We start from the raw sequence: 225 nt of genomic DNA on the forward strand, positions 1-225 counted from the left end.
AAGTGCAACGGAAGCAGGCAAGCTGGAAAGTGATCGTTTGGAAGTAACGGTAGCAGCGGAAGCGAAAACAGCGAAAGTAGCAGCATCGGATGTAGTAGCCGTGAACAATGCAGGCAAAGCGGATACGCTGACCGTAACAGCCGCAGCTGGAACAGTCGTAAAAGTCTACGATTTGGAAACAGCAGGCAAAGTGCTGGGCACAGCAACGGTAGCTGCAGGTAAAAA

At 51.1% G+C, this 225-nt stretch carries 1 pseudogene; it reads left to right on the forward strand.

Features of this window, described 5'->3' with window-relative positions:
* Positions 1–225: pseudogene (locus WH37_RS35945) on the forward strand (hypothetical protein); the annotation flags it as partial.

This window comes from Paenibacillus algorifonticola (genome assembly GCF_000971975.1).
GTDB lineage: Bacteria > Bacillota > Bacilli > Paenibacillales > Paenibacillaceae > Pristimantibacillus > Pristimantibacillus algorifonticola.